Below are 25699 nucleotides of genomic sequence, written 5' to 3' on the forward strand. Positions count from 1 at the left end.
TGACATCAATCCACTATTGGGAAATGATCTCTTTTGTTTTGTAATATCCACAAACTTTGCATACGTGGTGAGCCAATTTCAACTCTCCGCATTGCTCACACTTCACCATGCCCGGTACTGCAAGTTTGAAATGCGTACGACGTTTATCACGGCGAGTCTTGGATGTTCTACGCTGAGGTACTGCCATATTTAACACCTCCTTCAAAAATTCAATCAGCTTTACGCTTATTCCTTAAATAGATCCTTTAGCGCTGCAAAACGAACATCAATCTTCTCGTTCGAACAGCTGCATTTGTGCTCATTTAAGTTCTGTCCGCAAGTCTGACAGAGACCTTTACAGTCATTGCTACAAAGCGGCGCAAAAGGCATGAACAATTGAAGCGCTTCTTCCACATAAGGCTTCAAGTCCAAACTTTCTCCATTCACCTCAATGAAGTCATTCTCTTCCTCTTCCATATCCTCATCGCGCTCTTCAGTCGAAGGCCGCTTGAATACTTCCGAGAATGGAATAACCGTATGGTCCTTCACCGGTTCAAGACAACGCGAGCAAGGAAGCTCGAGATCGATGGCAAGCTTGCCGTCGACTTCAATAAATCCTTCATGCCCAGTCACCTGAAGCGATACATGGAGCGGTCCCGTACGATAAACATCTTGGCGTCCTTTAAAAAGGTCACTGACATCCAACTGTTCGTCAATTGTCGTTTTCAACCCTTTGGACATTGTTTCTTGAATATGAAACTGCATCAGATCACCCCAAACAAACAAAGATTATTATATCTATCAGACTACCGTTTTGTCAACATTTTCACACTGCTTTTCCGTAAGTCTTTGAGCAGCCCGTGATTGAACGCCTTCTCTATGCTATAGTGAAACGACCAACATTTAACAGAGAGAGGACCCAAGCGAATGCGCACAGTCGGACTTATTGTCGAGTACAACCCGTTTCATAACGGACATTTGTATCATTTGCAACAATCACGTAAAATAACGCAAGCTGACGCAGTCGTTGCGGTCATGAGCGGCCATTTTCTCCAGCGCGGAGAGCCTGCCCTGCTCGACAAATGGGCCAGAACGCGCATGGCGCTTGAGGGTGGCTGCGATCTCGTTATCGAGCTGCCTGTCGCTTACGCGACGCAAGCCGCCGAATGGTTCGCCTATGGCGCAGTATCGCTGCTTGAAGCGACAGGCGTCGTTGACAGCTTCTGCTTCGGAACAGAAAACGGCGAGCTTGAGCCGCTGCTGCAGGCAGCGGAGATCGTTGCAAACGAGCCGCAGGCGTTCAAAACGCTCTTGAAGCAGCATCTTCAAACAGGCATCAGTTATCCAAGCGCATACAGCAGCGCCATAACCGCTTACCTGTCGGAACAAGGATATGCCTCTGCTGCTAATTTCCCGTTCTCGCTTCCAAATCATACATTAGCGCTTCACTATTTAATTGCCTTAAAACGGCTTGGCGGCAAAATGGAGCCCTTCACCATCACCCGAGAGAAGGCGCAATATAATCAGGATACGCCTACCGACAGCCTGATCGCAAGCGCGACAGCGATTCGCAAGCTGCTCCTCGAGCAGCGCTCGCTTGAGGAAGCCCGCGCATACGTTCCTGAGACAACCTATCGTATCTTGACGCAGGAATGGTCGGCAGGCCGCTGCCCGATCAGCTGGGAGCCGTTTACCGACGCTTTGCTGCATGGCATCGTCACTCGCTCACCAGCGGAGCTAACGCTCATGCATGAAATATCAGAGGGCTTGGAGCATCGCTTGCTGAACGCCCTTCCGAAGCTTGCGTCACGACAGTTCGAAGATCTATTGGAAGCATTGAAAACGAAGCGCTACACGCGAACGAAGCTTCAACGCGCGCTGCTCGCCATTCTGCTCGGACATAACAAAGCCGACCTCACACAAGAGAAGCTCGCTTCAGGCGTTGAATATATAAGAGTGCTTGGTTTTACGGAAAAAGGCAAGCATTTATTACGCCGTATGCGAAAATCCGCTGAATTGCCTGTGCTGCTAAGCGCTGCAAGACCGCCAAAGCCTTTCCGCTACCTAGAGCTTGACACCCAAGCAAGCAGCGTTTATATGCTGGGTGTTTCCAAAACATCATCCCCGCAGCCATTGTTCCGTGATTATACGGATAAACCGATTGCGGTCGAATAGCATGTGGCATAGAAACTATGAAGCATTTGCCGCTTGGAGGGCTTGTATTTGATCCACCGCTTCCTGCAGCGTGCTGACGCTGACCACCTTCATCGATGTGCCTAGCGCTTTTGCTTTTGCGCTTGCATCCTCAAAATTATCGGCAGGCGCCAGAAACAGCTGAGCGCCTTCTTCGCTTGCGATTACAATTTTCTGCTTGATGCCGCCGATCGCGCCGACCTTCCCGTCTAATGTGATCGTACCTGTCGCCGCAATGCGATGACCGCCCGATAAATCGCCTTTCGTAAGCAGATCCAAAGACTGGAGAGCAAAAACGAGACCAGCCGATGGACCGCCGATATCTCCAGCTGTTATAGTCAGATGGTTATCGCGATCCGCCGGAACTAGGCTGCGAAGCTCGGTTAAGCTCCTAATGCCAAGCGCCTCCAAGAGCTGATCATTCGACATGCCTGAATGAAAAGTGTTGGCCGGGAAGTTCACGCTTAGCTTTTCTCCGCTGCGGTCGATGTAAATCTGGATCGGCTTATCCTTGCTGAGACCTTGCAGTATGTCAAACATTTCATCCGTGCTGTTAATCAGCTGTCCGCCAGCCATGCTTAGAAGCCTGTCTCCCGCTTGAAATGAGCCGGAATCGGTTTGATCCTTCACTACAACGTCAGAGACTACTAATCCGTCCAGCTTGCTCTCATAAGGCAGGCCTGCGAAGCGGTAAGCAGCTTCGATTGCATTATTTTGCGAGCCCTGCATGATGACATTCAGTCGTTCTGCGTATTGCTCCTTCGAATAACCTCGCAGCACGTCCCGTTTACGATGCACCTCCATGCTTGAATTCAACATCGACGAGAACGCGCGTAAAAAATTCGGCTCCGTTAATTTTACCGCGGTCAGCAAAAAATCACCCTCGCCCAGAAGATCGCCCTCTTCAATCGACACCATGGACTTAACGGGAACAGCAATCCCGGGTTCATAAACTACATAAGGCGTCGGCGCATACAATAACACCCACATTAAGACTGCGGTCGAACCCACAATCATAGCCATTCTGCGCAAATCAGATTTTTGCTTTTGCATCCGCCACTCCCCTTCAAGCCTTCATTCCCATTTCAAAAATGCCAAAACTGTTTTTACGCCTGGACAGGCAATCTCATATGGTCTATCACACGTTTTGCATGCGTACTATTTAACGTATAGGATTGTCCATTTCATCATGACAGCAGCTTGTTAATCAAGATGATACAGTCATGTTTTTCCAAGCGTATTAAAGGAGTTGAGTAGCATTGGCTAAAACGGTTCTGTTAGCGTTCCTGTCCGTATCGCTTGTCGTAGCTATTATCCTCCAGCCGGATGCTTCCTTTCAATCCTCTTTGCAAGGACTCACCGTGTGGTGGAATATCGTATTTCCCGGCTTGCTGCCGTTTCTTGTATTGTATGAGCTCATTGCCGCCTTCGGCCTCGCTAGCGCCATTGGGTCGCTGCTCCAGCCGGTCATGACCAAATGGTTCAAGCTGCCAGGAGAAGCCGCGATCGCAATCGTTCTAGGCTGGATGGGAGGGTACCCTGCCGGTGCGGAGGCAGTGGCTTCCTTGCGCAAAAAAAGTCTCGTCTCAAAACAACAGGGCCAGCGATTGCTAGCCCTTGCCCACATGCCTAACCCCTTGTTCATGCTCGTTGTCGTCGGCGCAGGCTTTCTTCATAAGCCAATTGTCGGGGCAATCATCGCTGCTGCTGTATGGATTTCCGCATTGTGGCTGATGCTTCTAATGACTCTGGTCAGCCCTAAAGGGCAAACTGTAGACTCCCCTGTTACGTCAGCGAACGCAAACGGATCAGAGCAAACAGGCGGTATGCTTCAGAGAGCTGCAGAGGCGCTTCGCATCGGCAGGGAGCAGGATGGCCGCACCTTTGGCAAGGCGCTTGGCGATTCCGTCGCAGCCAGCGTTCAGAAGCTTATGATGATCGGCGGCTTCATGATTTTCGCCGCAGTACTTGCTAAATTGTCAGAGCCGCTGTTATCCCCGCTTCTGGCTAAGGCCGGACTAAGCTTCGTCAGCCAAGCCTTCTTTGAAGGTCATTTAGGCGCTTACGCAGCAGCTATATGGGACTCGCCAGGCGCTGGGACGATTGGAAACGCGGCCGCGATCGCTGCGGTACTCGCATGGAGCGGTCTCAGCGGTATTTTGCAAGCGGGCTATTCGATTACCGGAACGGACCTTAAGCTGCTCCCGTTCGTCGCATGGAGAATCGCTCACGCCTTGCACGCCCTCCTATTTATACTACTTCTATGGAAGCCAATCACCACGTTGCTGAGCCCTCTGCTTGCTCCGAGCGCCAGACCAACTTTCACAGACATGTCCAACACGCCTGATCAAGCTGTTGCCGTTGCTGTCAAAGCCGGTGATTTGCCGGTATTATGGCAGTTCTCCATATCCGCTTGCGTGCTGCTTGCCCTCTTCGGACTCATCGTATCCATCATACTGCTGCCATTTCGCCGTGCAAACAGAACATTATAGTAACAGGATGCATAATGGCTTTTTATTCATATCCGATTAAAGTTTTGGCTTGTATTTCTCCCTTAATTGCGTCTCCACAACCGGTGGAACCAGCTCATGCACAGCCCCATGGAACTGGGCAATTTCTTTTACAATGCTAGAGCTCAAATAAGAATATTTAGGGTTTGTCATCATAAACATCGTATCGATTTCGTTATCGAGCAAATGGTTCGTCGAAGCGAGCTGAAGCTCGTATTCAAAATCGGTTACCGAGCGAATCCCTCTAATAATAACGTTTGCCTGCCGGGATTTCATGAAACGAACGAGCAGGTCCCTGAAGCTGTCGATCTCTACATTCGGAATATCTCGCGTTACTTCTGCAAGCAGCGCCTTGCGCTCTTCAACGCTGAACAATGGATTTTTGCTCGAGTTATTCAAAACGGCTACGATAAGCCGATCAAATTGCTTCGCGGATCTGCGGATAATATCCAGATGACCATAGGTAACAGGATCAAAGGTACCTGGGTAAACGGCTACTCGCTCTTGTTTATTCGTTGACATCAGCTTTACTCCCGTCGCAGCTGTCTAGGCTGTTATATTGATATATGGACACGGCGGTATCCCCGTATTTCGCATGCTTCAGCTGGTCAAAATGGTCCAACTGATCCGAATACCTGTGAGCGGCGTCATGCTCAACTACTATAATCGCATCCGGCTCCAGCATTTGTTTCTCAACGAGCTGTGCCATCAAGCTATCCATCGTGACCATTTTGTATGGGGGGTCAAGAAAAACAAGCCGGAACTTCTGCCCCCGCTTCGCTAGCGCTTTCAATGCGCGCTCCGCATCATTCCTATAAATTTCAGCAGCACTGCCCATATTCGCCGTTTGCACATTTTGACGAATAATATCGATGCTTATATGCTCCCGATCAACAAACACAGTACGCTCTACGCCTCTGCTCCAAGCCTCTATGCCCAAACCGCCCGTACCTGCAAACAGGTCCAGTGCGATGCCTCCGTCGAAGTAAGGTCCAATCATGCTGAAAATAGCTTCCTTCACCTTATCCGTTGTCGGCCTCGTGTTCATGCCAGGCACAGCCTTTAGCGTGCGGCCCTTGGCCTCGCCCGCAATGACTCTCACTGCAATTGCCCCCTTCTATCTCATTCCCGCCTATCGTACCATAGAATCCGTTTCACAATAAAGCAGAACTCGACAAAAATTGAATGGCACCAAGCGGTTCGGGAGAATGAAATAATTATTCAATTCCCTGATGATGTATATTTTCCAGCAAACCGGACATGATAAACTCATCGGCGTCGCAAGATGTCGTAGACAACCGCGGAGAAGACTTACGTTTCCCCATAAGCTCTTCGTCCGGTTTCTCCTCTCCCATGAAAAGGGCGCCCCGAAAGGGGCGCCCGATTTTTTTGTTTAAAGCCTTATATATCAATGTTTCTTTGAGTTTCATTGAATATCATCTATAAACTCGTCTTCCAACCAGTATTATCCACCAGTGCTATCATCAACATATTCAATTATCTCTTCATCGTCCATGATCCTTTAGTTTGCACTTATATTTACGCTAATCCAGTTAATCCGATTCCACCTTTAGTTATTCTTGATTTCGAATGCTTATCCGGTGCCGAAAAGGCAATGGGAGGTGAACCAGAAATGAATTTATTCTAATCCACCTTAATTTTTTCTAATTGGCATTACGCGCGCTAATTAAGTACCATACGTACATAACCTTTTTTTCTGCTCCTCTAAAGCGGCAAGATAACCGCTCTAGAGGCGCCTTTTAATTATTGAAATTCTTCCCTGGATATGAGTGAAGACGACTTTGCAATCATGGAGATTACTATTCAAGCATGCTTAAACATCTCCCTCTCCAGCGATCTGTCGACTGTCTGTTAATTTATAACCCTCCCATGTTTGCCATTATTCAGTCGGTATTCATGCCTTCGACGTTCCCGCAATTATTGCACTCCCTACTTTTACTCTGTTGCTGCTATGCTTTTCAAAACCTTCACATCTACGACAACCCATGCTGACGACGCTCACAATTGGCATTTTTTTATTTCTTCCAAAGCAACTCCACGAACTAACCCCCATGTATTTCTGTATTCATTCAATGTTCACTCTGCTCGCGGGAAAATATCGATCTCTACCGGATTTACATAATTCCAAAATTCGGTCGCATAGCTGCCGGAAAATCAATATTCAAAACGGATTGAATGGGGTTGATATGTTCTCGGATATGAAATCATTTGCCCGTTCGTTCCAATCCTCATTTATATTGTCTCGCTCGTTCTCGATGTCCTGTTCAAGCATGCTAATTTTATAATAAATCAGCTTTGATATTGTCAAATTAATTAATAATATCTTTAAATAAGAGAGAATTTAATAAATAAGGTGTACAATACAAATAGACTCCGGTTAAGCAGTAAAATTAGATGATGAGGTGTTCCATTGATCCCAGAAGGCATTGACTGTTCAGTATTTTTTGATGAAATTAAACAAAAGCCAAAAAGTAACTCCACATTATTAATTAAAGGAATTGTCAGTTCGGGCTTTAAAATTAAAATGAGCTTGGAGTACTCCGGGTCAGAGCTTATCGATAACAGTAACGCCATGATGCCGAATGAGATTTTAACTTTATTAAATGAAGATCTATTTGAAATTTTCGGGAACGGTCCATTTGATAAGAAGGTATTAAAACAAGAAATCAAAAACCTCAATATGTTGTACTATGTAAGATATAATGGTAAGGCATATCGAAGTGATGAATGGGATGCTATGCAGCCAGAAGACTTTGCACAAATTCAATAAACGCCATCATCAATAACAAAATGTCCAATATCCCAAGCGCTTGGGAAAATAAAAAATGAGCCCGCCAACCGAAATGGATGGTGGGCTCTTTTTTATTTGCTGATCCAAAGTTTTATTATGATTGTTCTTTTCACATACAATAAAACGGAAACGGTTCTGTAAGGATGCCTTTGGTTCTTTGGTAAAGTTGTATACGAACACGGATGAAACTTGGCATGGACGTATGTTTCGTATCAAATTGCCGCTCTCTCACTTATGGAATCTACCATATAATTTCAAAACACGAGTCCGCAAACTGAATTGCTTAACCCTACTTTTTAGATTACTGAAATATGCCTATAATAAATGTCATCACCATCTTCATGAAGGAGCCAAATATAATGAATGCCATTCCAAAATTACTTATAGTAGCTGGTATTGCGTTAATTATTGTTGGATTGATTTGGGCTGGGTTAGGACGGTTTATCAATCTTGGCCGTCTACCTGGCGACATAGCAGTTGAAAAAGGGAACGTGAAGTTCTATTTTCCTATAGTCACATGTATAGTCATTAGCATTGTTTTGTCATTGGTCGCTTACATTGCGAAATGGTTTTTTAAGTGATTCTATAGAGATGTAGGCTTAATCAATCACTCTATTGCCTTTGCAGTTACCGCATGCATGCGTCGAGGGGAGATAGCCAATCTAGAATGGTCTAAAAGCAACCTTGAGCTAGGTCAAATCTATATTACTCAAACTATCCCGCAAATGAAAAAAGGCTCACCAAACTTGAAGTTAACCAAGAATGGTAAGCCGCGTAAAAATGCATTATCAGAAACATTGCTTATAGATTGGCGTCTTTTTTTGCTGAGTGTGAAGCAATCTCGTTCAACGTTTTGTCATTAAACAAGTGGTGCTTGAATCAATGTTGCGAACTTGAATTGATGAACATGACCATCATTTAATGTCGTTTGGCCTGTTACAAAATGTACGTGTTTGCCATTCCCGACTGGAATAGCTGGTCCCGTGCGAATCTTTTTCAGTTTATGAAAATGGTTAAAGAAATCCGTGTTCGTAAGATCAATATCATGGACATGACTTTTTCCTACTCGAATCGCTTGCCCTGTAACGCCTGCAAAGCGATGGTTATGTCGATCATCGCCTTCTTCAGCCTGTTTTGTACTACCTTCAAATTCATGTACATGCCGTTGTACCTTTTTACAAGATCTGATTTTCTTTCTTATTGTTGGTTTTTTCCTCTGCATCCGTGCATGCCTCCTAATAATCATGTGACTCACCACATCCTATTAGGAAAAACAAATATATGTGCTAGGCAACTATCAACGTTTCTAATTTTGTGTGATTATATATTGATTTAACAAATAAAAGTACCATGTAATTTTAGTACTTAAATCAATATGCTTCAAAAGCTCAACTATACACCCATTTTCCATAAAAGTGCCAATTGTCTAATCAAATCTATTAATCTATGAATATTCTAGATTAACTTGAGAAGAGGAGATGATTTGAATGGGATACTGTAACTGCAATAAAAAAGAGAAAGAGAAAGATGTTAAAGTTATTTTTGTTAAACCGGGTCAAAAAGTTCTTGTTATCGGTAAAAAGCAGCATCGGACATGTAAACATTATTACTAATCGTTTCGTGAAGTGCTGCTTTATTCAAGCGTGCTTAAAATGTCACAAAATGACCAATTAATATTTCAAAGAAAAAGACCTAAATTCTCTATTTTATAGAGGATTGAGGTCTTTTTCTGTGCCTCGAGTATTTCGAAGGCTTCATTCATCTTCTCTTATTTCATTTTTATTTCAGCGAATCTATCCATTAGAATCTTGAAGTGGATTGTTTTGAAGAGTCATTGCAGCGGCTTGTGCCTGTTGAAGTATTTGTTGTGCCAATTGAACGTCTTGTTGTTCCTGTTTGACTTGTTGTTGTGCTTGTAATACTTGTTGAGTCTCCGTTTGCAACTGTAGTTCCGCTTCTAGCAGTTGCTGACTCTCCGCTTGCAACAGTTGATGTGCTGCTTGAACTTCTTGTTGTGCCTGCTGTAACTGTAAGTTTTCCTGAAGATCATTAGCTAACTGTTGTTGATTTTGATTTATCATAAAGCGAGCCTCCCATATTTATTGTTTTAGTCCTGTATTGACCAATAATTATGGTGCTCTTAATACCAAGTTTCTATGCGATCAAATAATTGCTTTTTACTGTACGTTTCATTTGCACCTTGAATGAGGAAAAATCTTCTTTTTTGTTTAAACACCAAAACATTCATTCTAAGATTATTCATTAAATGACCGGGATCTATAATATTTATTTTGCTTCAAAACCAAACCGTTCACCCAATCTTCTCCAATCTATCAATTGTCCAATCGAATCTACTAATCTATGAATATACTATGATTATCTTGAAGCGTAGGAGGTGATTTGAATGGGATACGGAAACTGCTGGAAAAAAGATAAAGAGAAAGACGTTAAAGTTGTATTTGTAAAACCTGGTCAAAAAGTTCTTGTTATCGGCAAGAAAAAGCATCATCGCACATGCAAACCTTGTAAACATTTCGACTACTAATCATTATGGAGCGCTTGGTCCTCAAGCGCTCTTACATACTTATAGAAGCGGAAGAGGGAAACCTCTTCTTTTTTCATGAATAAAAAACTCTTTTCGACTTATATTTCCTGCTTAATACCCAAATTGTTCCGAATAATCAAATGTCCAAGCGAATCTATCATCTATGAATATATTATATTATCTTGATAAGAGGAGTTGATTTAAATGGGTTACGGAAACTGCTGGAAAAAAGAGAAAGAAAAAGACGTTAAAGTTGTATTTGTTAAGCCTGGTCAAAAAGTTCTTATTGTTGGCAAGAAGAAAGAACGGAAATGCAACTGCAACCATAATTACTAATAATTTGATGGAGCGCTTGGTTCTCAAGCGCTCTTACATACTACAATCAGATACATGTTGCTGCTGAGCTCCGAGGACCATAATGAATATGAAAATCATTTTGAAGCACAATAAGATGTCTTGCCAAACAAAACCAAAAAGGAGTGCTGTTTATGCGCGAAGGTTTGATACCTGCCGTTCTTGGAACTGTAGTTTCTGCTTCTGGTGCAAAAATGCTGAATAGCAAGTACAAACTTGTTGGTATCGGTGTCCTTGGCTTTGGTCTAGCCCACGTCATTCTTGGAGCGATCGATTTGGTTGAACATCGGTAAATTTGGCGAGATAAACGGGGAGGCTTCCTATGCCTCCCTCCCTGTCTATATGAAGACTTTATTTAGAATGAAACGACATGTGGGTGAGAAATGGGAGGTCATTTCTCTTCCTTTTAAGTTTGGGCATTTGGCCTAGTTAAAATGCCGCCGTGACAAACATCCAATCACTAAGCAGCCGCCACGCATAACTTACAGGGTACTTAAGATGCTGGGAGGTGAATGTTTAATGTCTGGATTCGTTGGTGGTGCTAACAACAGTATTGGTTTTATTCTTGTACTGTTCATTTTATTGGTGATTATCGCTTGTAGTTGTGGAATTGGCGGCTTCGGCGGTTGTTAAGAATAGTACTTTAACATCTAATTGCAACCCCTCCATGCGTTAACCGTTCATTTTCTCATGCTTTGCCGAAGGGCTCATATTATGGGCCTTTTGGTATTCCCTTCCTCTTACCAGACTTTTTAATCCATTACATAAAACAAATCGTCATTCTCTTTCGCAAACATGCTTTGGGCTAATGACCGTTATCACGTATCTCCGAGACAAATACCCAAGCACAAATCAACATTGATGCATAATTTACAGAGTACTCAACTCGCAAGGAGGTGCATTTATACAATGTCCGGTCATGTTGGTGGTGCTTTTACAAACATTGGCACAATTTTGGTGCTTTTCATCTTGCTGGTAATCATCGCTTGTAGCTGTGGCGTATTCGGAGGTTATAAAGGCTACTAATAAAAGCCTCTGGATGTCCTCCATGCATTCAAGCTGCTAACACCCCCAAAATAGAATTTCCGAAAAGGCCTATCGCATGGGCCTTTTCCCTTTTTCATTTTCTTTTCATTGAATTGAAAGCGATAGTAAATAGCAATCTCTTAATTTTTAAGCATAAAATCAGTCAAATCTATTAAAAAAGGCTATTAGCTTATAGCAAGCTGCTTCCGATCTGCATTTGATATAGAGAGCTTCTTGAAAGTGAGGTGATCGATATGTCTCGTGTAGGTATTCCTCTTGAGCCAGATTTAGTATTAGTTTCTTGGACAAGAAACCCGCTTGCTCCCGGCTCAGCACGTCGAATAACGGCTTCTCGCGTAATCGGCAGCGCTAGACCCTGTGGCTGCAAGCTAAAACCGAATTCACTCCTAGTCCCTGCTATTAAATGTTTGAAAAAGAACGGATTTGTAATTGTGGTCAGCAAGAAAACAACGGACGTATCAGGGTATATTCTTTTGCAACGCGGATAGCCGTTTACGGATTTGATATGCGGATTGTAGGAGGCTCCATTTATTGGGGCCTCTTTCCTTGCGTAGCGTGGTGTTTACCTGATCAATTTGTCTAGGAAGGTGACAAACACCCAATCAGAACGCTGCGTCCACGCATAACCTACAATGTACTCAACACATGAGGAGGTGCAATGAAAAATGTCCGGTCATGTTGGCGGTGCTTTCACAAACACTGGTACAATCCTGGTCCTTTTCATTTTATTGGTCATTATCGCGTGTAGCTGCGGTGTCTTCGGCGGTTACTAAGGGATAATGGAATACCCTCTCCAATGTCATGTCCCAATCACGAGAATGTTTTATTTTATTCAAAATAGTTGTTCAAAAGGCCCATATAAAGGGCCTTTTGTGTTATTATTCCCTCTATAAATGTGCTGCACGGAGAAACAAGCTCCTCCCTAAACGCCGCAAGATGTAGTATGATGTTTTCAATCCATTAACGAGAAACGGAGTCCCTCCATGAAATCATTATTAACCGCATTGCTAGCATTGTCTCTTATCCTCTCAGGCTGCGGAGCTTTATCAGTCAAGCTGGAAACAAACCGTGCTGCAACCGATTTAAATGTGGATACGACCATCGTATTACCGACCGACCGTTACCCAGAGACGATGGCTCATATTGCTGCAGCCATTCGTGCAGGCGCTTCAGCCATTTGCACAATCGATAGAAATGGAGCTGAAGCCAACCGTGAAGCGTCTTTAAGCGGCATTCCTACCAAAAAAGGCTTCGACCGGGATGAATGGCCGATGGCCATGTGCAAAGAAGGCGGAGACGGCGCAAATATCGCATATGTTTCGCCAAAAGATAATCGCGGAGCGGGTTCGTGGATAGGAAATCAGCTAGCGGATTTAAAGGATGGCACACGGGTATTATTTGTTATTGAAGGCCCGGCAGCTGCTGCAGCTCCAGAAGCAACGGAGCCGCCGCCGGTGAATGAAAAAACGGTATACTACGCCAATTGCACTGCCGCAAGAGAAGCGGGAGCCGCTCCGTTACATAAAGGCGAACCTGGCTTTAGCGACAAGCTCGACCGGGATAAGGATGGTGTCGCCTGCAGCTAATCAAGCAAAACCTATCACGTTGCCGATTGCTCTTTACTTGGCTTGATGACGAGCAGAGCCAGCACACTGCATAGGATTGCGAATCCAGCAAATAAGTAGAATAACAAAGCTTCGTTTTGCAATAGCAAAGAAGCCACTGGAGGACCCACCGCCACACCTATAAAGCGTGCGCTGCTGTAGAGCGAGGTAATCGTTCCCCGTTCCTTCTTCTCGATTCCTTCCGTTATTAATGCGTCTAAACTAGGAAGCGCGAGACCGATCCCAGCGCCGCTGACAAACATGAAGCACAGAAGAAAAATAATCCCTTTCGTATTCATCACTGCACAGAGAAGCATCATAATTGCTAAAATAGCCATACCTGTGACGATCAACCACTTCATTCTCCCCTTGTTTTCACCAACGATTTTCCCAGTGATGAACGAAGCCAGGCAGATCGCGCTAAGTGGAATTGCAAGCAGCAATCCTTTCTTAATGCCATCTATTTGATTGCGATCCTCAAGGACCGATGACAAGTCATAGAGAAATCCGAACATGATGAACATGCCTATACCGCCAATTGCAAATATTGCATACAGCCAGCGGCCATTCTCAGCGAGTATCTGTTTAATCGATTGAAAAAAAAGCTTAAGATTGCCTCCCTCTTTCTGTCCTCGCTCCGGCTCTTTGACAAGAAAGATGACTCCAATGATGGCAATCAAGGATATGAACGGAATGACGGCTAGAGGCAGAAACCATACGACAAGCGCAAGCGCTGCGCCTAACACAGGACTGAGTACCTTTCCAAACGTGTTGGAGGTTTCAATCATACCCAGCCCGCTGCTTACTTCCTCCTCGCTCTCGAACATGTCCCCTACCAAAGGAAGGACGACCGGAAATGCCCCAGCAGCGCCAACTCCTTGAATAAAACGGCCTGCCAAGATAACCGCATACGCATGAGAATCCATTAACCACGCGGCTAATCCAGCTACCAAGCCTCCAACCGCTGCAATGGAGAGTCCGGTCGTTATAATGATTTTTCGTCCATAGAGATCAGACAAATAACCCGCAACTGGAATACAGAGGATGGAGACAGCTGCATATACCGTAATGATTAAGCTCGACTGTACGGAGCTAATATGCAACTTTTTCTGCATCAACGGTAGGACTGGAATCAGCATTGAGTTAGCGAGCGTCATAATTAAAGGAATGGATGCTAATGCAGCTAAGTCCCACTTTTGTTTCACTACAGCTCTCCTCTCTCTATTCTGGCAGCTATAAATGGATTACTATGAATCGCAATTAGAGGTGCAGGGTCTTCAACGGTTTCTCTGCTGGGCCTTCGACTACTTCGCCGCTTACTGAAAATCTCGAGCCATGGCATGGACAGTCCCATGTTCGATCCCCATTATTCCATTCCACTTCGCATCCCATATGAGTGCAAGTCGTATCCACAAGGAACAGCTTTCCTTCGGAATCCTTGTAAGCCCCTGCTCGTTTGCCATGAAGCTTAACGACACTGCCTTCATCCGGCGCCAAATCCTCTGGATGCTTGTGAACCATTTCAAGCTTGCCAGCTATGAGATGCTTAGCCACGTCAGCATTGTCGACAATAAGATTTTTGATGGTCCCAAGCCCGATCGAGCGCGATGGAGCATACAGCTCCTCGTACGCACTGTCCTTTTCCATAATTAAATCTCGAATGAGCAGAGCAGCCGCCGTACTATTGGTCATTCCCCATTTGCGAAAGCCGGTTGCTAAGTACACATTTGGCGAAGAAGCCGTTATTCGGCCGATGTATGGTATTTTATCTCCAGTGACAAGGTCCTGAGCAGACCATCGATACGCAATTTCCTTCATCTGAAAATGTGTCTCCGCAAATTTACGAAGCTCTTCGTAGTGATTGATCGTGCAAATCCCTTGCCCCGTCTTGTGGCTCTGGCCCCCTATAAGCAGCAATTTGCCGTGCTTCGCCGTTTCAGCATAACGAATAGATCGCTTCGGGTCCTCAGCACTTAAATACATGCCTTCCGGACATTTATTCTCAACATGGACTCCAAGCACGTATGAGCGGTCCGCATGCATTCTTGCAAAATAAAAGCCCAGCCCGTCATAAAACGGAAAGTGTGTGCAGGATACGACATGCTTGCATGCAATGCGATGGCCTTTGCTCGTAATAACCTCAGGATGGGAACCCGGCTCGACATCTACGGCTGTTGTGTTTTCATAGATCTTTCCACCCGCTTCTACAAACTTAAGCGTTAATGCAGATAAATATTGCAGCGGATGGAACTGTGCTTGATTATGCATAATGACAGCTGCTTTTGCAGGTATTTGCAGCGGCGTTTGTTCCACATAGGCTCCCGGTATTCCTAAAGAGGCGTAAGCGGACATTTCCTGCTCCAGCTTATTTATGTAATCATCCGAATTCGTATAGACATACGCGTCCTGCACCGAAAATCCACAATCGATTTTGTTTTGCTCAATCGTTTGCTTCATGAACTGAAGGGCATCATGATTAGCCTTGTAGTATAGCGAGGCCTTCTCTTCCCCTTCTTGATGAATCAGCTCATCATAAATCAAATCATGCTGCGCCGTTATTTTGGCCGTCGTATGTGCCGTTGTACCGTTTAGAAGCCGCCCTGCTTCGATTAGCACGACGCTTAGCCCTTCCTTAGCGAGCAAATATGCTGTTGTAATGCCGGAGATACCCCCTCCGACAACAGCAACATCAGCTTCGATGCTTTGCTCAAGCGTTGGATAAGATGTAAGCCCGGGCGAAGATTCGACCCAATAAGACTCTGGGAATTTGGGGATATGGTCCTTTTTTGACATTTCTGATCTCCTCCTAGTAAATATAGCATCTTAATTTGTGCCATTTGATTACATTTCATTCTGTGTGAATCCGATCCCGCGATACATTCGGAAAATTTTCAAGTCTTACTGCGGTTTCAAGCAGAATAAGCGCCTGACTTTAGGACAGTTTATAAAGGAGAATGATGACAAAGGAGGCGCTTTGCTTGGAGAGCTCATTCGAGCAATCTTTTATGCCGATTACCACTTTTGCTAGTGGAGAGGGTCTTGCTTATCGACCTGATATTTATTGCTACCCGATCCAAATCGTAAACGTTTGTTTTATTGGCGATCCGAATAACAAACAGGATGGCTGGGTTCTCGTTGATGCCGGCATGCCAAGATCGGCGAAAAAGATCATTAAAGAGGCTGAGGAACGTTTCGATTGTGCGCCTAAATCCATTATTTTGACGCATGGACATTTTGATCATGTTGGTGCCATCATAGAACTGATTGAGCACTGGAATGTTCCCGTATATGCCCATAAGCTCGAGCTTCCCTATTTGACCGGAGAGTCTGACTATCCTCCTGCCGATCCCTCGGTTCATGGCGGACTCATCTCTGAGATGTCCTCCTTCTTTCCCCATGACGGCATTAATCTTGACGATCGCGTAAAGGCGCTTCCAGAGAAAGGCGTGGTCCCTGGTCTCCCGGATTGGAAGTACATTCATACCCCAGGTCATACGCCAGGCCATATCTCGCTGTATCGCGAGGAGGACGGCACATTAATTGCCGGCGATGCTTTTGTGACGGTTAAGCAGGAATCGCTTTATAAAGTGATGACGCAGGAGCAGGAAATTAGCGGCCCGCCAAAATATTTTACAACGGACTGGGCATCCGCTGAGAAATCCGTGAAGAAGCTGGCTGATCTCGATCCTTATTTGGCTATTACAGGGCATGGTGAACCGATGTTTGGCGAGACGTTGAAGGGCAATTTAACGCTGCTTACGAAGAAATTCAAAGAAATTGCTGTGCCGGAGCAAGGACGTTTTGTCCAGTAGTGCCGGCATTCATCACATAGAGCCCCTGCCTAAGGCAGGGGCTCTATGTTTAAGCTCTAGGTTCCTTGCAGCAAGCCGCTGCTTTCAGCTTTCAAGAAACAAAAATCAAGTACGCTCCCGGTCACGGCCTTTTAAACCGATCAAGCCTAACAGACCGAGTAATCCGAGCCAGCTCCAATCCATATCATCATCGGCTGCGGTTGTACGATACTGGTTTGCATTCATGTTGTCATCCACATCGAGTGCTCTTGCCGTGTTATTAACACCTCGCTCGACATCCGTACGCAGTTCTGTAGCAGGCCCAGCATTGCCAGACTTCGCGTTATCTCCAAAAGCGGGTACAGCCATTACGAATGTTAAGCAAACAACCACACTGAAAATCGTCCAAAACTTCTTCATGTACTCGTCCCCTTTGCCTATTAGTTTCGTGCATTTTATTTTGTCTCAAGCTCAAATAATCTATACGAGCGCTTATAATCATTTACATACCTGTTCCGTAAAAATTCCATAATTTGAATACCTAATCGAAAAAATGAGTACTTTTATGAAAAAGTTTACAACGCTATTCTTTTGAAGGGGATGATGATTGATAGGTAGACAAGGAGATGATCAGACGTTTCGACTTATTTTTGAAAGCGTTTCCTAATAGGCTTGGCCATTTAGCCCACGATTCGCAATGAACAAAAAATGAGGAGGCGTGATGATTTTGAAAAAAGGGTTGCTTGTTATGCTTTGCAGTACGCTATTGCTGGGATTGTTTTCGATAATGAGGCCTGCTGTCGCCAATGCCGCATTTGGATCGGGAGATTTTCTGAAGACTAGCGGTACCGTGCTTAAAAATAACTGGGGAGCCGGTTCTGTAATCAATCTGCGGGGAACGAATCTCGGCGGATGGCTGCTGCAGGAGGATTGGATGACGCCAGCGGGTGCGGTCGATGAATATACGATTCGTCGCACACTCATTAACCGCTTTGGTGAAGCGGACGCTCAAACGTTAATTAACGGCTATCAGGATGCCTGGATTCAAGCAAGTGACCTCGATAATATAAAAAATATGGGTATGAATGTTGTGCGCGTTCCTCTCTATTGGGAGGATTTTATGTACACGAACGGAACGATGAAGCCGGATTCCATTACATTCCGCAAGCTTGACTGGCTGATTACGCAGGCTGGAAACCGCAATCTATACGTCGTATTAGATCTTCACGGAGCCCCTGGTGCGGCATGCCCATGGCATTCCTGCGGCCAAGAAAATGCTAACCAAATGTGGACAAATGCCACGTATCAAAATTGGACCGTTCAAATTTGGGAGCGGCTTGCGACCCGTTACAATAACAACCCAACTGTCGCTGCGTATGATCTGCTTAATGAGCCCCTCGTCACGATGGGGTCGGGCGAGAACGCAGCTCAAATTAAACAAAAGATGGACTTCTTCAACAGGCTGTACCAAGCCGTTCGCGCAAAGGACCCCAATCATATCATCATCATTGCCGCCTTCTTCGACTGGTTCGCAGCCTCCCCTCCTTCTGCTTACGGATGGAGCAATGTGATGTATCAAACCCACCATTATCAATTCGCCGATTATAACGACTGGAACCTAACCAACTCCGAAATCGATAGATGGCTCAAAGATATGGCGCTTTACCAAAAAAACTGGAACGTTCCTGTCTATGCGGGAGAATTCTCTTTTGGCCAAAATGATTTGTATGAAAAATGGCTGAACGGCTTAAACGGCCTAAACGCCTCCTGGACGAATTGGAGCTACAAGGTCAAAGGCGGAGGCAACTGGGGCTGTTACATCAATAACAACAACCCTGCTCCCAATCTAAATAGTGACAGCGCAGCAACCATTGCATCCAAATGGAATCAGTTCACGACCGCCAATTTCACCTCGAATACCGTCTTTCAAAATTTAGTAAAAAAATATACAGGTGCCGCTCCTGTTGCGGCGACATGGTCAAGCCTCAAAGCGAATGCAAACAGCATGTTTGTCAGCGCAGATAACGCAGGCGTTAATCCGTTGATTGCCAATCGGACGACGGCGGGGGATTGGGAACGGTTTAAAGTCATCAACAACGCAGACGGCACGATTTCCCTGCTATCACTCACCAACATCAAATATGTCCAAGCCGATCTAAACAATGGCGGCCGACTGATCGCGAGCGCCTCATTCATTGGGACATGGGAGAAGTTTTATAGGCAGGATTTAGGCAACGGGCTGGTTGCGCTTAAATCGGCGGCCAACAATCTATTTGTTTGTGCCGATTTGAATAACGGCAACGTTCTGTATGCTAACCGCTCTGCGGTCGGTGGTGCTTGGGAACAATTTATTATCGCTTCTACTCCATAAGATTTAAAAAATGGTTTACCTTCCTGAGCTTTCAACAAACCGACAAACATTTTTAATCTTGAGTTAAGGTTCACTTTTTATAATAAAAGACATCAACCCCACTGTTGATATATATAGTTCTAGGACACCGGCCCACAGCGATGTGGGCCATTTTTTTGTCCTCATCCCTCCTGCAGCACATTATTTGGAACCAGACAACCCATAAAAACGTTATAACCGAATATACTTTCTGGTAGTGGCTGCTTACGAAGAGGGGTTTGCTATGCAAAACCCAAGCATAGGAGGCGATTGACAATGGAAACATTCGGCAGAGGCTGTCTGTACATTATTATTGGTGTCATTATCGTGATGGCGCTCGCTTTTATCGTTGGAGGTACGATTACTATTCCATGGTACATTCTCATTCCCCTTATCATACTTGCCTTCTGGGCTGCTTCCAAGAAAGGCAAATAAGCAGCGTTTTGTAAGAAACGCAATGAAACCGGCATTCCAGCGGCTCGCGGCCGAATGCCGGTTTCATTGGGCTCAGCACTTATGAATAACCTAAACCTTAATGAGGAGGATCTCCTTTGATCATTCAAAATGAAGAAGACATTATAAGGCTCGTACGTGAAGATAAGTGGATGATGGACGTATTGAGCGCCGCTAAAACGCTGCAATTGCCGGATTGGTGGGTCTGCGCAGGCTTTATCCGTTCAAAAATTTGGGACATGCTTCACGGCTTTCCAGATCGGACAGGCACACCTGACGTGGATGTTATTTATTACGATGCCGGCAATCTGGAGGAAGCCGAGGAGAAAAAGCTGGAGGAGAAGCTTAAGAAGCTGAATCCGAGCATCCCTTGGTCTGTCAAAAATGAGGCAAGAATGCATCTCATCGATCAGTCGCCTCCTTACTCCTCGTCAGTTGATGCTATTTCCAAGTTTCCGGAGACGGCTACCGCGCTTGGCCTCACGCTAGATCGTGATCATCATGTTGTGCTTGCTGCCCCATGCGGAATAGACGATGTCATCGAAATGCGAGTCAAGCCTACTCCTTTTTTTGCAAGCTCGAAGGAGAAAATGAAGCATTACGAGTCACGTATCGCGAATAAAAATTGGCAAAAGACATGGCCAAAGGTAACGATTGCCGAACCGGATCGAATTTAACTGCTTCGAATAGACTATGCACAAAAAAAAGCTTACGGCTGCCCGTAAGCTCTATTTGTCCTTTGATCATTTGACTCAATTTAGGTCAGAAGTATAGCGCGTATTGCCGGGTCCCAGCTGACAGCAAGCCCTAGCTCCGTTGCCAAAGCTCGTACCTGAACATAGCCCGTTGCTTCTGACAAAATGGATTCAAGCTCTTTGCCATTTACGGTTACCTCTGTTCCTGTCCAACTAATCTTCGCCCCCAGCGCTTCGCCAAGCACCCTTGCAGGTACCCAAGTTACCCCATTTAACAGGTAACCGTCCGAGATCACCTTACCCTTATATTCAACCGCAACATGCTCCGCATCCCCCAGCTTCTCCGGTTTTGGCACCTGCTGAACGCTTATAGCGTCATATTTTTTCAAATTATACTGTGCAATAACAGCTTTTAATTTAGCTGGATATGCTGGATCCGTTGCGTAGCCGCATGCAAACAGCATATCTGCTTGCTGCTCGGGCGTTACAGCACGGCGAACGCGCTCATAGCGAGGAGATGCGAGCAGCAAGTCCAAATCCTTATAGAAATCGTACACGCTGTCGTAGGCTCGAAATGCGGCTTGTGTTTTTAAGCTGCGCCCGTCAATAACCTCCCAAGTTCCTTTTACAACCGCTCTACCATGCCAATATGCATTCGTCTGACCACTGCCAACCTTAATGCCGCCTAAGTTATTCCAAGCATGAATGACTCCTCCCGTTTCGAGAAGGTTTTGCGCTAACCGCACGGATGGAAACATCGGCGAGCCTTCTCGCTTTACCCTTAAAACAGTTGGCGCCAATGTCTCGATAAATTGTTCCTTTGTGAGCTTTGCCATCGTCCCACTCCTTTCTGCCTTCCTTGTGCCCTGGCATATTACCCTGTCCTTATTTGTATGCTGCGGCAACGGCTTTGGCAATGGACAAAGCGGTACGATTGACGATTGCCGCAAACAAAGCGAAGGCTGCCTTATAGAATTATTCATTCTACAGGGCAGCCTTCATTTAGTCGATTAGAGTCCGTAAAAACGCCGCGTGTTCGCCAGCAAAATCTTAGCGGCCTCAGGAGCGGGTAGCCGCTTAATGTCCGCAATATGTCTCGCTGCATCGGCAGCCATGGCAGGGCGCGTCGGCTTGCCGGCATAAGGTCCCTCGAATGGCCACGGCCCGTCCGTCTCGACCATCAACTGCTCGATCGGATACTGTACGGCAAGCTGTTGAATTTCCTCCTCGTAAGCAACGTCCGGCGTAACCGAAACCATATAACCGCTCGCCGCCATTCGGCGAACGACATCCTCGCTGCCCTTGAACCAGTGAAAATGCGCCCTGCGAACGCCATGTCTCTCCAATATATCACAAGCTTTGGCCGCATCCTCATATACCGCATGCAGCACAATCGGGCGATCCAGCTCACTGGCAAGTGCCGCGAAGCGCTCAAGCAGCTCCAAATACGGCTTTTCGTCAAATGGCATACCCGCTTGTGAGGCTTCTAACCGCGTATAATACGGCAGTCCGACCTCTCCGATCGCAAAACGCTCGCCCGCTGTATGTCGCAAGCGAATCCATGAGAACAGCTCGTCCAGCTCCGCTTCGGAAGGGAGCGGCTGCTCCGGATGAAAGCCATACGCCGGATGAACCCGTCCATCGTAGCGCTGAGCGATTTCGCGGTTCAAGACCGAGGATTGCAGATGCATAGAGACAGCAACTACCGCCTCAACGCCTTCAGCGAAGGCAGCAGCAAGCAGCGCCTCCCTCTCCTCCTCCGCATACAAATCCACGTGAAGATGGGCATCCATCCATAAGCCAGCTGGTGAAGCAGCCTCTAAGCTCGAACGCTTCTCAGGCTGATTTTCGCCTAATGCTTTTGCCATCTGTTAGCTCTCCTCCTTCGCGCCGACCTTAAGCAGCTCATAAATCTGCTGCTTCAATGTATTGAACCGCGGATCTGTCCATAATGACTCATGTCGCGGACGCACGAACGGAACCTGGAATTCCTCCAACACCACAGCGGGTGAAGCGGAAAGCACGATAATCCGATCGGAAAGAAACAAGGCTTCCTCAATGCTATGCGTAACGAGCAGCACCGATCTGCGATTTCGCTCCCAGATCGACATGAGCCATTGCTGCATTTGCATCCGTGTCAACGCATCCAAAGCTCCAAACGGCTCATCCAGCAGCATCAGGCGCTGCGGCGCAAGCAATGCCCGAAGAAACGATACCCGCTGCTGCATGCCGCCGGATAACACATGCGGATAGGCATCCGCATATTCATGCAGTTCGATTCGCTCCAGCCATTCCCTCGTTTTCTCCTTCGCGATCTTACGGTCAACGCCAGAAATCGCAAGCGACAGCTCGATATTGCCCGCAACGGTTTGCCAGGGCAGCAGCGACGATTGCTGCGGCATATAAGAGATATGTCCGCGTTCGCCTGTCGTCTGCTTGCCGTCGATCCAGATCTCGCCTTCCGATGGCCGCTCCAAGCCGCCAATGACTTGAAACAAGGTTGTTTTCCCGCTGCCGGAGGGCCCTACGATGGACACGAATTCTCCATCTGCTACGGAAAATGATAGGCCTGCCAGCACCTCTTTCGTGGATGACCCTCGGCCAAACTGCTTCCGAATGCCCTGCACCTGCAGCGTCGCCTGTAAATTCTCACCCTTATTGCTCATTCGCTATCTCACCTCTTTCTCAGGGCGCCAGCGAATGACTAGGCGCTCTGCTATGGTGATTAGCCCGAATAGCGCTAAGCTGATCGCTACGATAATAATGACCGAAGCAAACACGCGGTCAGGCATAAACCCTTTGAACGAAATGATCATGAATGCGCCGAGCCCTTTGTTCGTGCCTATCCATTCGGCCACAACTGCGCTTAGCACGCTGTAGGAGGCTGCGATTTTTAAGCCGGAAAATAAATGTACGATCGCATGAGGAAGCTCCAATTGCCAAAACAACTGCCATTTACGTATGCCGATCATTTGCAAATAATTGCGAAGCTGTGCATCGGTGTTCATTAATCCGCTCAGCATCGCAACTGTAATCGGGAAGAAGCACACCATGATGACAAGCAGCACCTTTGGCAGCATCCCCCAGCCCAGCAGCATCGTCAGAATAGGCGCAATCGCAATAACCGGCACGTTTTGCGACAAGACAAGCAAGGGATATACCGCCGTACGTACGCCGGGAATTAAATGCAGCAAAGCGGCGAGCACGAAGCCCACCGCCGATCCTCCTACAAAGCCGAGCAGCATGATTCGCACTGTCGCTCCCGTATGTTCCATTAGCCTCGGCCATATTTCAATCGCTTCCTGCACGATTGAAATCGGCGACGGAATGAGCCATTCTTGAAATAATCCAAGCGAGGCTGCTGCCTGCCAGCAAGCCAGCAGCGTGATAAGCACTGCGGCTGGAGGCCATATTTGGGGCCAAAATGTTCTCCTATTGCCCATCTGGATATTTCTCGAGCAGCCTGCCCATCGAAGCGCCGCTTGCCGGATTGTAGTAAATTTTAATTTGTGAAATAACAGACGGGCAGCCCATCTCCGTCATCGCTTCGCTCATCGACTGCACGACGCTCAGCAGATGGCTAAGCTCGCCTTCCATCGTTGTTTCAAGCGGTGCGACGCGGTACGGGACCCCCGCCGCTTTGATGATCTCGATTGCCCGATCCACGTAAGGAATGACACTTTCGCCGCCCGGCGTTGTCGGCAGTATTTGAATGCTTACCAATGCGTTAGCCATATGAATTCCTTCTTTCTCATCGTTGTTGGCGAAAGCGGCAGGTGCTGCCGCCTTCTTATCCTTGCATGATAACGCTTATTCCGGCAAAAACTCGTTCGTGAAAGCTTTGTCCGCTTCAAGCTCCTTCTCCAGCAGCTTGTGCTCAAACATCCAGCTCGCGTAATTTTCCCATACGCTAAGCTTTTGCTCGCCCCAACGCGGCGCGTCATCCTGATATTTCGGGCTCAGCCACTTCTGGCTTGCGCGCACAAGCTCCGCATTCAAATCAGGCTCGGCTTTAATCAAAATCTCTGCCGCGTCCTCCGGATTGTCAATCGCGTATTGGTAGCCTTTTGCTGCGGCAGCCGTGAACGCTTTGACCACTTCAGGCTTATCCTTAATCATCGTCTCGTTCGTCGCAAGCACTGGCGTATAGTAATCCAGTTTGTCGCTGTAATCGGTCAAATAAACCATGTTGATCTTTTCGCCGCGAAGCTCAGCTTCCACGCCTGTCCATGCATAATAGATCCATGCAAAATCAATATCTTTCTTAACTGCCGTGAAGAAGTCGCTGTCGCCAATGCTGATCAGGTTGACCTTGCTGACATCCGCACCCTTCTCCTGCATAATGGATTGAATGACCGCTTCCTCGACAGGAGCGCCCCAGCCGCCGTAGGTTTTGCCTTCGAACTTCTCCGGCGAATCGATCCCCTTAGCAAGCGGAGACGCGAAGCCTGAGGTGTTATGCTGAATAACCGCTGCGATCGATACGAGCGGCACGCCCGCAATCCGAGCCATCGTGATCGACTCCTGATAGCTTACGCCGAACTGCACGCTGCCAGTCGCTACCATTTGGTCGGCGCCGCTTTGCCCTGGCTGTATAATTTCAACGTCAAGTCCCTGCTCTTTAAAAAAACCTTTATCTCTAGCTACATAAAGCCCGGTATGATTCGTATTAGGCGTCCAGTCCAGTACAACCTGCACCTTCTCTAGCGGCTTGTCCGCTGCTCCCTCTTGCTCTTGCGGCTCCTTGCTCGCTTCCGGCGCATTGTTGTTTGTGCCGCAGCCGGCCAGCGCCATGACGAACACGAGCATTGCGGCTACGATTCTCCACGATTGTTGCCCCGTTTTCTTCTGGTTCATGATGTGTTTGTTCCCCTCTCACTGCTTCTATTTGTATAAGATGACGAGTCCGTATCGGTATCCGGTTCAGCAACAACAAAAAAAGCGTCCCCCTAATCCGGAGGACGCCATATAATCGGCTGTGCAGCTGCTTGCAGCAAAGACTTGATCGCTGTGATCGAGCTTGCTGAATAAACAGAGCTTCTGTCCCTACGCTGGCATTATCCAGATCAGGTTTAACGGGTCGGAATTGTACAGATAATTCCCTCTCAGCCGGCCTAACCAGCTCCCCGGAACGTATTCGGTTCGTCAACACCTTCAATTGTATAGCAAAACCCGATCATAATGCTAGTATTTTTTTGAAAATGATTATCATCAAACTGCTTGCCGGCGCAATGTCGTTCATTTGGCGCAGCCAGCCTTCGCTCGCAGAAAATCTGGAGTCGTCGAACGCATTTTGCCCATACACAGCGTTGACCGCCTAGTGCTGA

General features: G+C 46.6%; 29 protein-coding genes, 2 pseudogenes and 1 riboswitch. Of the genes and pseudogenes, 14 read left to right on the top strand and 17 right to left on the bottom strand.

Annotated features, from left to right (window positions below):
* Positions 1-13: 13 nt before the first annotated feature.
* Both rpmF and HI950_RS06715 read right to left on the bottom strand, forming a co-directional pair.
* Positions 14-187 carry a 50S ribosomal protein L32 gene (gene rpmF, locus HI950_RS06710; RefSeq protein WP_006036546.1) on the bottom strand — a complete coding sequence of 58 codons (174 nt, stop codon included), beginning with the start codon at positions 185-187 and terminating at the stop codon, positions 14-16.
* A gap of 38 nt (positions 188-225) precedes the next feature.
* Complete coding sequence (locus tag HI950_RS06715; protein ID WP_169083112.1) at positions 226-744, bottom strand: YceD family protein; 519 nt, start codon at positions 742-744, stop codon at positions 226-228.
* Between the two features lie 162 nt (positions 745-906).
* Here HI950_RS06715 and HI950_RS06720 point away from each other — a divergent pair, with 162 nt between their 5' ends.
* On the top strand, positions 907-2154 hold the full coding sequence (locus HI950_RS06720) for a nucleotidyltransferase (RefSeq protein WP_169083113.1): 1248 nt from the start codon (positions 907-909) through the stop codon (positions 2152-2154).
* Positions 2155-2169: 15 nt separating this feature from the next.
* Here the strand turns inward: HI950_RS06720 and HI950_RS06725 are convergent, their stop codons facing one another.
* Positions 2170-3225: a YlbL family protein gene (locus tag HI950_RS06725; protein ID WP_169083114.1), complete on the bottom strand. Its 1056-nt coding sequence runs from the start codon at positions 3223-3225 to the stop codon at positions 2170-2172.
* A 206-nt stretch (positions 3226-3431) separates the two neighbouring features.
* Between HI950_RS06725 and HI950_RS06730 the strand changes: the two genes are divergently transcribed.
* Positions 3432-4664 carry a nucleoside recognition domain-containing protein gene (locus HI950_RS06730; RefSeq protein ID WP_169083115.1) on the top strand — a complete coding sequence of 411 codons (1233 nt, stop codon included), beginning with the start codon at positions 3432-3434 and terminating at the stop codon, positions 4662-4664.
* Positions 4665-4700: 36 nt separating this feature from the next.
* On the opposite strand, the gene coaD is transcribed toward HI950_RS06730, so the two are convergent.
* Both coaD and rsmD read right to left on the bottom strand, forming a co-directional pair.
* Positions 4701-5204, bottom strand: coding sequence for a pantetheine-phosphate adenylyltransferase (gene coaD / locus HI950_RS06735; protein WP_169083116.1), 504 nt, complete (start codon positions 5202-5204; stop codon positions 4701-4703).
* A complete protein-coding gene (gene rsmD / locus HI950_RS06740; protein WP_169083117.1) occupies positions 5191-5784 on the bottom strand; it encodes a 16S rRNA (guanine(966)-N(2))-methyltransferase RsmD in 594 nt (197 codons plus the stop codon). The genes coaD and rsmD overlap by 14 nt, the downstream gene beginning before the upstream one ends.
* 1329 nt (positions 5785-7113) lie before the next feature.
* Between rsmD and HI950_RS06745 the strand changes: the two genes are divergently transcribed.
* Both HI950_RS06745 and HI950_RS06750 read left to right on the top strand, forming a co-directional pair.
* A complete protein-coding gene (locus tag HI950_RS06745; protein ID WP_169083118.1) occupies positions 7114-7473 on the top strand; it encodes a hypothetical protein in 360 nt (119 codons plus the stop codon).
* A 380-nt stretch (positions 7474-7853) separates the two neighbouring features.
* Positions 7854-8075 (top strand): DUF2905 domain-containing protein, encoded by a 222-nt coding sequence (locus HI950_RS06750; RefSeq protein WP_169083119.1) that lies wholly within the window; start codon positions 7854-7856, stop codon positions 8073-8075.
* Positions 8076-8353: 278 nt separating this feature from the next.
* Here the strand turns inward: HI950_RS06750 and HI950_RS06755 are convergent, their stop codons facing one another.
* Together HI950_RS06755 and HI950_RS06760 are read right to left on the bottom strand one after the other, a co-directional pair.
* Positions 8354-8716, bottom strand: a complete 363-nt coding sequence (locus HI950_RS06755) for a YmaF family protein (protein ID WP_169083120.1) — start codon at positions 8714-8716, stop codon at positions 8354-8356.
* A gap of 571 nt (positions 8717-9287) precedes the next feature.
* Positions 9288-9575, bottom strand: a complete 288-nt coding sequence (locus HI950_RS06760; protein ID WP_169083121.1) for a hypothetical protein — start codon at positions 9573-9575, stop codon at positions 9288-9290.
* A 323-nt stretch (positions 9576-9898) separates the two neighbouring features.
* Between HI950_RS06760 and HI950_RS06765 the strand changes: the two genes are divergently transcribed.
* From HI950_RS06765 to HI950_RS35685, 6 genes and pseudogenes are all read left to right on the top strand, one after another.
* A complete protein-coding gene (locus HI950_RS06765; protein ID WP_169083122.1) occupies positions 9899-10039 on the top strand; it encodes a hypothetical protein in 141 nt (46 codons plus the stop codon).
* 204 nt (positions 10040-10243) lie between these two features.
* Positions 10244-10375, top strand: a complete 132-nt coding sequence (locus tag HI950_RS36355) for a hypothetical protein (RefSeq protein ID WP_262985667.1) — start codon at positions 10244-10246, stop codon at positions 10373-10375.
* Between the two features lie 152 nt (positions 10376-10527).
* Positions 10528-10686 (top strand): asparagine synthase, encoded by a 159-nt coding sequence (locus HI950_RS06770; RefSeq protein WP_169083123.1) that lies wholly within the window; start codon positions 10528-10530, stop codon positions 10684-10686.
* 226 nt (positions 10687-10912) lie between these two features.
* Positions 10913-11026, top strand: a complete 114-nt coding sequence (locus HI950_RS06775) for a sporulation protein YjcZ (RefSeq protein WP_169083124.1) — start codon at positions 10913-10915, stop codon at positions 11024-11026.
* Positions 11027-12423: 1397 nt separating this feature from the next.
* Positions 12424-12849: pseudogene (locus tag HI950_RS06780) on the top strand (NucA/NucB deoxyribonuclease domain-containing protein); the annotation flags it as partial.
* Between the two features lie 78 nt (positions 12850-12927).
* Positions 12928-13026 (top strand): annotated as a pseudogene (locus HI950_RS35685) (excalibur calcium-binding domain-containing protein); the annotation flags it as partial.
* 14 nt (positions 13027-13040) lie between these two features.
* On the opposite strand, the gene HI950_RS06785 reads toward HI950_RS35685, so the two are convergent.
* Together HI950_RS06785 and HI950_RS06790 are read right to left on the bottom strand one after the other, a co-directional pair.
* Positions 13041-14249 carry an MFS transporter gene (locus tag HI950_RS06785; RefSeq protein ID WP_317618309.1) on the bottom strand — a complete coding sequence of 403 codons (1209 nt, stop codon included), beginning with the start codon at positions 14247-14249 and terminating at the stop codon, positions 13041-13043.
* Between the two features lie 55 nt (positions 14250-14304).
* Positions 14305-15837 carry an FAD-dependent oxidoreductase gene (locus HI950_RS06790; RefSeq protein WP_169083126.1) on the bottom strand — a complete coding sequence of 511 codons (1533 nt, stop codon included), beginning with the start codon at positions 15835-15837 and terminating at the stop codon, positions 14305-14307.
* 164 nt (positions 15838-16001) lie between these two features.
* On the opposite strand from HI950_RS06790, the gene HI950_RS06795 reads away from it, so the two are divergent.
* Positions 16002-16856 carry an MBL fold metallo-hydrolase gene (locus tag HI950_RS06795; RefSeq protein WP_169083482.1) on the top strand — a complete coding sequence of 285 codons (855 nt, stop codon included), beginning with the start codon at positions 16002-16004 and terminating at the stop codon, positions 16854-16856.
* 105 nt (positions 16857-16961) lie between these two features.
* Here the strand turns inward: HI950_RS06795 and HI950_RS35690 are convergent, their stop codons facing one another.
* Positions 16962-17255, bottom strand: a complete 294-nt coding sequence (locus HI950_RS35690; RefSeq protein ID WP_223285154.1) for a WGxxGxxG family protein — start codon at positions 17253-17255, stop codon at positions 16962-16964.
* Positions 17256-17556: 301 nt separating this feature from the next.
* Here HI950_RS35690 and HI950_RS06805 point away from each other — a divergent pair, with 301 nt between their 5' ends.
* From HI950_RS06805 to HI950_RS06815, 3 genes are all read left to right on the top strand, one after another.
* Positions 17557-19206 carry a glycoside hydrolase family 5 protein gene (locus HI950_RS06805; RefSeq protein WP_169083127.1) on the top strand — a complete coding sequence of 550 codons (1650 nt, stop codon included), beginning with the start codon at positions 17557-17559 and terminating at the stop codon, positions 19204-19206.
* A gap of 294 nt (positions 19207-19500) precedes the next feature.
* A complete protein-coding gene (locus HI950_RS06810) occupies positions 19501-19659 on the top strand; it encodes a hypothetical protein (protein ID WP_169083128.1) in 159 nt (52 codons plus the stop codon).
* A 116-nt stretch (positions 19660-19775) separates the two neighbouring features.
* Complete coding sequence (locus HI950_RS06815; RefSeq protein ID WP_169083129.1) at positions 19776-20354, top strand: nucleotidyltransferase family protein; 579 nt, start codon at positions 19776-19778, stop codon at positions 20352-20354.
* 80 nt (positions 20355-20434) lie between these two features.
* On the opposite strand, the gene HI950_RS06820 is transcribed toward HI950_RS06815, so the two are convergent.
* The 7 genes from HI950_RS06820 to HI950_RS36360 form a co-directional block, all read right to left on the bottom strand.
* On the bottom strand, positions 20435-21208 hold the full coding sequence (locus HI950_RS06820; protein WP_169083130.1) for a glucosaminidase domain-containing protein: 774 nt from the start codon (positions 21206-21208) through the stop codon (positions 20435-20437).
* 174 nt (positions 21209-21382) lie between these two features.
* Positions 21383-22165, bottom strand: a complete 783-nt coding sequence (locus HI950_RS06825) for a TatD family hydrolase (protein ID WP_169083484.1) — start codon at positions 22163-22165, stop codon at positions 21383-21385.
* A 78-nt stretch (positions 22166-22243) separates the two neighbouring features.
* Positions 22244-23038, bottom strand: coding sequence for an ABC transporter ATP-binding protein (locus tag HI950_RS06830; protein ID WP_169083131.1), 795 nt, complete (start codon positions 23036-23038; stop codon positions 22244-22246).
* A 3-nt stretch (positions 23039-23041) separates the two neighbouring features.
* A complete protein-coding gene (locus tag HI950_RS06835) occupies positions 23042-23815 on the bottom strand; it encodes an ABC transporter permease (protein WP_169083132.1) in 774 nt (257 codons plus the stop codon).
* Positions 23805-24107, bottom strand: coding sequence for a thiamine-binding protein (locus tag HI950_RS06840; protein ID WP_169083133.1), 303 nt, complete (start codon positions 24105-24107; stop codon positions 23805-23807). The genes HI950_RS06835 and HI950_RS06840 overlap by 11 nt, the downstream gene beginning before the upstream one ends.
* A gap of 75 nt (positions 24108-24182) precedes the next feature.
* The gene (locus HI950_RS06845; protein WP_223285155.1) at positions 24183-25229 is read right to left on the bottom strand and encodes an ABC transporter substrate-binding protein; all 1047 of its coding nucleotides are present in this window, start codon (positions 25227-25229) and stop codon (positions 24183-24185) included.
* A 168-nt stretch (positions 25230-25397) separates the two neighbouring features.
* Positions 25398-25511: riboswitch (TPP riboswitch) on the bottom strand.
* Between the two features lie 37 nt (positions 25512-25548).
* Positions 25549-25677, bottom strand: coding sequence for a hypothetical protein (locus HI950_RS36360; RefSeq protein ID WP_262985669.1), 129 nt, complete (start codon positions 25675-25677; stop codon positions 25549-25551).
* Positions 25678-25699 lie beyond the last annotated feature (22 nt).

The sequence above is a fragment of the Paenibacillus sp. PL91 genome (genome assembly GCF_012935325.2).
Classification (GTDB): Bacteria; Bacillota; Bacilli; order Paenibacillales; family Paenibacillaceae; genus Pristimantibacillus.

Bases quoted from the DNA above. Each gene is read 5' to 3' on its own strand.
- HI950_RS06845 (WP_223285155.1), bottom strand. From the start codon at position 25,229: ATGAACCAGAAGAAAACGGGGCAACAATCGTGGAGAATCGTAGCCGCA.
- HI950_RS06825 (WP_169083484.1), bottom strand. From the start codon at position 22,165: ATGGATGCCCATCTTCACGTGGATTTGTATGCGGAGGAGGAGAGGGAG.
- HI950_RS06810 (WP_169083128.1), top strand. From the start codon at position 19,501: ATGGAAACATTCGGCAGAGGCTGTCTGTACATTATTATTGGTGTCATT.
- HI950_RS06715 (WP_169083112.1), bottom strand. From the start codon at position 744: ATGCAGTTTCATATTCAAGAAACAATGTCCAAAGGGTTGAAAACGACA.
- HI950_RS06830 (WP_169083131.1), bottom strand. From the start codon at position 23,038: ATGAGCAATAAGGGTGAGAATTTACAGGCGACGCTGCAGGTGCAGGGC.
- rpmF (WP_006036546.1), bottom strand. From the start codon at position 187: ATGGCAGTACCTCAGCGTAGAACATCCAAGACTCGCCGTGATAAACGT.
- coaD (WP_169083116.1), bottom strand. From the start codon at position 5,204: ATGTCAACGAATAAACAAGAGCGAGTAGCCGTTTACCCAGGTACCTTT.
- HI950_RS06820 (WP_169083130.1), bottom strand. From the start codon at position 21,208: ATGGCAAAGCTCACAAAGGAACAATTTATCGAGACATTGGCGCCAACT.
- HI950_RS06750 (WP_169083119.1), top strand. From the start codon at position 7,854: ATGAATGCCATTCCAAAATTACTTATAGTAGCTGGTATTGCGTTAATT.
- HI950_RS06840 (WP_169083133.1), bottom strand. From the start codon at position 24,107: ATGGCTAACGCATTGGTAAGCATTCAAATACTGCCGACAACGCCGGGC.
- HI950_RS06805 (WP_169083127.1), top strand. From the start codon at position 17,557: ATGATTTTGAAAAAAGGGTTGCTTGTTATGCTTTGCAGTACGCTATTG.
- HI950_RS06765 (WP_169083122.1), top strand. From the start codon at position 9,899: ATGGGATACGGAAACTGCTGGAAAAAAGATAAAGAGAAAGACGTTAAA.
- HI950_RS06790 (WP_169083126.1), bottom strand. From the start codon at position 15,837: ATGTCAAAAAAGGACCATATCCCCAAATTCCCAGAGTCTTATTGGGTC.
- HI950_RS06775 (WP_169083124.1), top strand. From the start codon at position 10,913: ATGTCTGGATTCGTTGGTGGTGCTAACAACAGTATTGGTTTTATTCTT.
- HI950_RS06720 (WP_169083113.1), top strand. From the start codon at position 907: ATGCGCACAGTCGGACTTATTGTCGAGTACAACCCGTTTCATAACGGA.
- HI950_RS06760 (WP_169083121.1), bottom strand. From the start codon at position 9,575: ATGATAAATCAAAATCAACAACAGTTAGCTAATGATCTTCAGGAAAAC.
- HI950_RS06725 (WP_169083114.1), bottom strand. From the start codon at position 3,225: ATGCAAAAGCAAAAATCTGATTTGCGCAGAATGGCTATGATTGTGGGT.
- HI950_RS06755 (WP_169083120.1), bottom strand. From the start codon at position 8,716: ATGCAGAGGAAAAAACCAACAATAAGAAAGAAAATCAGATCTTGTAAA.
- HI950_RS06835 (WP_169083132.1), bottom strand. From the start codon at position 23,815: ATGGGCAATAGGAGAACATTTTGGCCCCAAATATGGCCTCCAGCCGCA.
- HI950_RS06770 (WP_169083123.1), top strand. From the start codon at position 10,528: ATGCGCGAAGGTTTGATACCTGCCGTTCTTGGAACTGTAGTTTCTGCT.
- HI950_RS35690 (WP_223285154.1), bottom strand. From the start codon at position 17,255: ATGAAGAAGTTTTGGACGATTTTCAGTGTGGTTGTTTGCTTAACATTC.
- HI950_RS36355 (WP_262985667.1), top strand. From the start codon at position 10,244: ATGGGTTACGGAAACTGCTGGAAAAAAGAGAAAGAAAAAGACGTTAAA.
- HI950_RS06795 (WP_169083482.1), top strand. From the start codon at position 16,002: ATGACAAAGGAGGCGCTTTGCTTGGAGAGCTCATTCGAGCAATCTTTT.